This is a genomic window from Petroclostridium xylanilyticum (genome assembly GCF_002252565.1).
Lineage (GTDB): Bacteria > Bacillota > Clostridia > SK-Y3 > SK-Y3 > Petroclostridium > Petroclostridium xylanilyticum.
In genome coordinates this window covers 1-5,513 of the sequence record NZ_NPML01000006.1, presented here as the reverse complement: position 1 = coordinate 5,513, position 5,513 = coordinate 1, and the positions used below count along the sequence as shown (strand labels likewise).

The window sequence follows — 5,513 nt, the reverse complement described above, 5'->3', positions numbered from 1 at the left end:
TTTTTAATTTTTTATTTAATCTTCTTATTTCTTGACTCTTATTAATATTAGGTATTTTTCTACCATCATTAATTACTGCTAAATCTTTAACTCCTAAGTCAATGCCTATTCCATCTGAATACTTTTGGTTGTTGGTAGGTTTATAATCAATACTTACGGTTATAAACCAATTAAAACCATCAAATTTTATTCTTGGATTATAAAATTTTTCCGCTGTTTGTAATTCGATTCTATTTTCAGATAGTTTAATCCATCCTATCTTTTCAAGTTTTACTTTATCACCTTTAAATTTTAAATGTCCTAAATCTTCTCTGTGATAAAACCCTTGTTGTACATCTTTTTTGCTTTTAAATTTTGGATGTCCTTCTAAATCATAAACTGTCAATTGTCTACCTTGTCTTAATGCTTTTTTCTTAGTTTTTTCAGAATAATGTTTATTTTCTATTCTGAAAAAGTTTTTATAAGCTATGCATAAATCCTTTATTGCTTGTTTTGGTATTTGTGCTGAAACTTCATTTAACCAATTATATTCAGGATTTTTCTTTAGTTGTGTTAGTTCCTTTCTTAACTCTTCATCGTTTATAAACTTGCCACCGTTTTTAAAATTTTCTAATTGCTTAGATAAAGCCCAATTATAAGCCCATCGTGCTACATCTGCACATTTCTTTAATAAAGTCTTTTGTTTATTGTTAGGTAATAATTGTACTCTAATTGTCTTTATCATCTTCGGTCAACTCCTCAATCATTTTACGTGCTTTGTTTGCTCTTTTACCTTGAAGTTTACAAGAAAATACAGTTATTATTTGCACTAAATCTTCAACAAGTTCTTGTTGTTCAGTTTTTTCTGTACTATCTATTACTTCAATTTCACATCCATACAGATTAGATATATATTCCACCAATTCAAAACCAAATCTTAACAATCTATCTTTATAAAGAACAACGACTTTTTCAACTTCATTGTTGACTATTTTTCTTAATAATGTTCTTAATCCTTTTTTAGTATAATTAATCCCACTGCCTATATCTTCAATTATTTCATAATTTTTATTTTGTTTGTCTAAATATAATTTCATGTTTTCAACTTGTCGTTGTAAATCGTCTTTTTGTTTATACGAAGATACTCGGCAATATCCTATAATAACTTTTGATTTTTTATCTTCTTTAATATTTAATACTTGTTTTAATTGGTCATGCGAATAATATCTATATCCATTAGCACCTGTATGATGTGGAATAAGTAATCCTTTTTTGTCCCAGTTTCTTAATGTTTGAGGAGTTTTTCCAACTAATTTAGAAAACTCATGTATAGTATAATACTTCACATTAACCACCTCTAATTGTATTAGACTATACTAAATTATAAATGTCAACATTAATTTATGACTTTTTATAACTTTTTATTAACTGTTGTCAACCTCCAACTCTCCTTCCAACTTTTTGATGAAGAACGCTAAAAGTTTACCAGCGTTGGTGATGTCATTGAAATTCAAGGTTTCAACCGTAGTGTGCATATACCGTAGCGGGATAGATATCAAAAGTGTAGGAATTCCCGAACGGGTTACCTGGATAGCCCATGCATCTGTGCCGGTATTCCCCGGTTCTACATCCATTTGAAAGGGAATATTATATTCCTTTGCTATATCCATTATTTTTTTGGATAACTTGGGGTGGATATTAGGGCCTATTGTAATAACCGGTCCTTTACCCGTTGAATAGGTTTCTTCCTTTGAAGCATCGGGAGTTTCACCATGACAGACATCAATGGCTATCCCTATGTCAGGATTAATGTGATATGAACTGACTATCGCACCTCTCAGTCCGACCTCTTCCTGGACTGTTGCAACAGCGTATACCTCCACATCAAGCTCCGACCTTTTTAATTCTTTCAAACATTCGGTAATTACTATAATTCCTGCCCTGTCATCCAGGGATTTTCCACATATGTAACGATTCAAAAGAAAACTTGATGAAGAATGAAAGGTTATAGGATCACCAATATTCACCAGTTCTTTGACTTTTTCCGCCGGTAATCCTACATCTATCACCATGTCTTCCATTTTGACCGCTTTGGTAACTTCTTCGGCCGATTGAAGGTGAGGAGGTTTTGCACCAATTACACCAAATAAATCTTCCTTGCCATGTACAATAACCTCCTGTGCAAGCAGAATCCTCGGATCCACCCCGCCTATATTAGTAAAGTATATAAATCCTTTTTCGTCAATATTCTTAACCATTAATCCGATTTCATCCATATGGGCAGCCAGCATGATTTTATATGGGTTTTCTTTCCTGGCTTTTCTTACACCAATAACGTTTCCTGCAGCATCCTGATAGACGGATTGGCAGTAATTCTCAAAAACTTCTTTTATTTTTGATGAAAAAAAGTATTCATGCCCTGATATTCCGGTTGAATTACTTAAAATTGTTAATAAATCACGCGTATTCATGAAGTCACCTCATTATTTTTGGTTTGGAGCCCGGAGCTTGGAGTTCGGAGATAGTTTTTTGAACTTGAAACTCCGGACTATTTACACTAATATTATTAGATAATATAGGAATTTTCAATAGAATAAATAATAAAAATATTTTTCCCTAAAATTCATGGACATACCCCAAAATTTAATTTAAGAAACCAGCAAGCTCTTGCAGTATCTGAGTTCGAAGAGACTCAGCTGCTGCGATTTGGGCTTCTTTTTTGTATAGTTCAAAAATTCAGCAATACCAGTTTTGTGTTTCTTAAGCACTTCATAAATTCCATCCGCGGTACTGTAGTAAGGGAAAGGTGGTATGCCATGTACTCTTTTGGATATCTCCTGCAAAATAAAAATCATCTTCCTGCTACTTATGGATTTTGAAGTAAGAGAAATATAGCTCATTGCCATGGTTAATAAAAAGTTTATGTTTTTAAGCCTTTGATAGGACTGGACTCTTACATCTTCAAGCTTGTATTGATTTTTCTTAAATCTTATGAACTCTTCTACATTCCATCTGGATATGTAGCAAAGTATAGGTCTTAAACAGTCTTTACCATCTTTTATATCAAGGTTAGTTAAAAGCATAAGCCCTTTTCTGGCATACCCTCTTACAAAGACAAGGTTAAATACTTTGCCAGTAATCTCAGGCAACTCTATAGGCAGAAAACCGAACTGAATTTTTCTTTGCTTACCGTTCTTTTTCTTTATGATTGTTGAATATTTACCCTTATATTTTTTAACAAGGTCGACAATATTTATTTCCTTACCTTTGAAAATGACATTGCGGTTTTTCTTAAGCCTTATGACAAACTTTTGAGAGTTGTTTTCAAAATAATTAAAGAACAGTACATTGTCCATACCTCTATCCATGGTGTAAATGCCCTTGGTCCCGTATAAGCTTCTGAGCTTGTCCAAACACTTTATGATTTCTTCATTTTCACTTTTAAATCCCGGTTCACTTGGAGAGAATAAATCTGAATATATTGGGACAAGAAGCTTGTCTCCGTGGTTATATATAAGTGCTTCAAGTAGATAGTACCCGTCCATATTGGTTTCTTTTGTGCTTCCATCCCTGATCTTGCCCATATTTTCAAAGACTACGCCGTACTTTTTAACAATATCACTTAAGTCGATAATGATAGGCGTATCATGGTGAATATACCTTTTAACTTCAGAAGAGAGGTTCTTAAGTACATCATCAGTATAGGAGAATTTTTCAAGGTTACGGGAAAGGCGTTCTATAGTCTTTTTTAACTTTATATCCTCATTTAAAGAACGGGATATTTCAGCCAGTATTACTGTCTTGGATGCGAGTATGCCAAAGACCATGCAGGATAAGAATTTCTTAAAGGGAACAGGGAGACCCTGAGCCAATCTGGAACAAAAATTACAAATACTTCTTTTCAAATCATATGCTGTTTTGCTATAATCAAACATGTAGGAAAGCCCCTTTCTATGTGGTTTATGTGTTTTTTTTTCGATATCTTAACAATACCATAAATTTGGGGGCTTTTCTCGTGTTTTTACAAATCTGTGGACAAATTTCTCAAATCTCCTGATAACTTCTCATTTTCAGCTTCTTTTTGTGGATAATTTTATTAAAAGAAAAAAATGGGGTATGTCCATTAAAATTCCTATTGACATGAGCATTAAAATGTCGTATACTATCTCTTGTCGTCGCGTATGGGCCTTTAGCTCAGTTGGTTAGAGCAACCGGCTCATAACCGGTTGGTCCGGGGTTCGAGTCCCTGAAGGCCCACCATATTATGCCTCTGTAGCTCAGTCGGTAGAGCAGGGGACTGAAAATCCCCGTGTCGGTGGTTCGATTCCGCCCGGAGGCACCATTATGCTGGTGTAGCTCAATAGGCAGAGCAGCTGACTTGTAATCAGCAGGTTGATGGTTCGATTCCGTTCACCAGCTCCAATTGAACATGGAGGGGTTCCCGAGTGGCCAAAGGGGGCAGACTGTAAATCTGTTGCTTGACAGCTTCGATGGTTCGAATCCATCCCCCTCCACCAAATAAAAGGACTGTAGCTATTTACAGTCCTTTTACTATTTCTTTGTATTTATTTCCTCTCTCTTCAAAATTCTTAAACATATCGAAACTTGTGCTGGCAGAGGAGATTTCAAATGACTTGGAGGCTACGGCAAACAAGGTTAAAGTGTTTTATCTATAATCCTGACGCTTCTTTATCCTATATTAGCTTTTCGGAAAAAGGATTGCAACCATCTACAGAAATATTGTTTTGAAAAATATAGAAAAAGTAGAATCAAAGCATTGATTTTGTAATCATACAAGTATATAATCCCATATTTGACACTTGAACAAAACAAAAATCCTGGAAAGCTTTGATATTTAAGGCTTTACAGGATTTATTATTGTTCTGGAAAGTGAGTAATGTTTATTGTTTTTTCGTTTCTCGTAAAATTTTTTTCATCATGCTTGTTGTAACAATCTGATAGTCCGTGCGAAAGCCAAAAGCTTCATGTAAAGCATCGGTAAAATCAGTTCTTGTATATATGGGTTCATAGCCTTCACCCTTAATCTCCTTGAAATTCATGTCTCTTAATTCACCAATAATCTCATGGCAGGTGAATTTCTCATGGAGTCTCTTTTCAAGCAACCTATATATAATTAGCGATATAAAGCAAGTGATAAAATGTGCTTCTATCCTGTCATCGTTGCTTAAATAAACAGGTCTTGCTTTGAACTCGCTTTTCATGATTCTAAAACATTCTTCGATTTCCCATCTTCTGTGATTCACCTTGATTATTTCAGATACATCATCCTCAAGGTTTGTGCAAACCCCATAAAAACCATCAAAGGCTTCTTCCTTCTGGATTAGAGCAGAATCAATGCTGTATATCTCGTTTTCTGCAACTTCTCCATCAGCAGTACAGCTTGTTTTGGTAATAAACCTTTTGTAATCGTTAGCATTGCATTTCTTGATTTTTGTCGGGTTGTTTTCTATTGCCTTTTGAGCTCTTTCTATTTGAGAGTTGCGGATTTTACGCTGATAATCCCTGTATTTGAT

The 5,513-nt window shown here is 34.4% G+C and carries 5 protein-coding genes and 4 tRNA genes; 4 read left to right on the top strand and 5 right to left on the bottom strand.

Annotation, left to right across the window (positions count from 1 at the left end):
* The 4 genes from CIB29_RS03250 to CIB29_RS03235 form a co-directional block, all read right to left on the bottom strand.
* On the bottom strand, positions 1-724 hold a 724-nt coding region (locus CIB29_RS03250; protein WP_157910192.1), incomplete at its 3' end, for an RNA-guided endonuclease InsQ/TnpB family protein.
* Positions 708-1,325 carry an IS607 family transposase gene (locus CIB29_RS03245; RefSeq protein ID WP_094546561.1) on the bottom strand — a complete coding sequence of 206 codons (618 nt, stop codon included), beginning with the start codon at positions 1,323-1,325 and terminating at the stop codon, positions 708-710. The genes CIB29_RS03250 and CIB29_RS03245, both read right to left, overlap by 17 nt.
* A 78-nt stretch (positions 1,326-1,403) precedes the next feature.
* Complete coding sequence (locus CIB29_RS03240) at positions 1,404-2,450, bottom strand: M42 family metallopeptidase (protein ID WP_094546736.1); 1,047 nt, start codon at positions 2,448-2,450, stop codon at positions 1,404-1,406.
* A 177-nt stretch (positions 2,451-2,627) separates the two neighbouring features.
* Complete coding sequence (locus CIB29_RS03235) at positions 2,628-3,914, bottom strand: transposase (protein WP_094546734.1); 1,287 nt, start codon at positions 3,912-3,914, stop codon at positions 2,628-2,630.
* 248 nt (positions 3,915-4,162) lie between these two features.
* On the opposite strand from CIB29_RS03235, the gene CIB29_RS03230 reads away from it, so the two are divergent.
* The 4 genes from CIB29_RS03230 (at position 4,163) to CIB29_RS03215 (ending at position 4,496) form a co-directional block, all read left to right on the top strand.
* Positions 4,163-4,239 (top strand) — tRNA-Ile (locus CIB29_RS03230).
* A 6-nt stretch (positions 4,240-4,245) separates the two neighbouring features.
* A tRNA-Phe gene (locus CIB29_RS03225) sits at positions 4,246-4,321 on the top strand.
* A gap of 4 nt (positions 4,322-4,325) precedes the next feature.
* Positions 4,326-4,401 (top strand) — tRNA-Thr (locus CIB29_RS03220).
* A gap of 9 nt (positions 4,402-4,410) precedes the next feature.
* Positions 4,411-4,496 (top strand) — tRNA-Tyr (locus tag CIB29_RS03215).
* A 384-nt stretch (positions 4,497-4,880) separates the two neighbouring features.
* Here CIB29_RS03215 and CIB29_RS03210 read toward each other — a convergent pair.
* A partial coding sequence (locus tag CIB29_RS03210; RefSeq protein ID WP_157910191.1) for an IS1634 family transposase occupies positions 4,881-5,513 on the bottom strand: 633 nt, incomplete at its 5' end.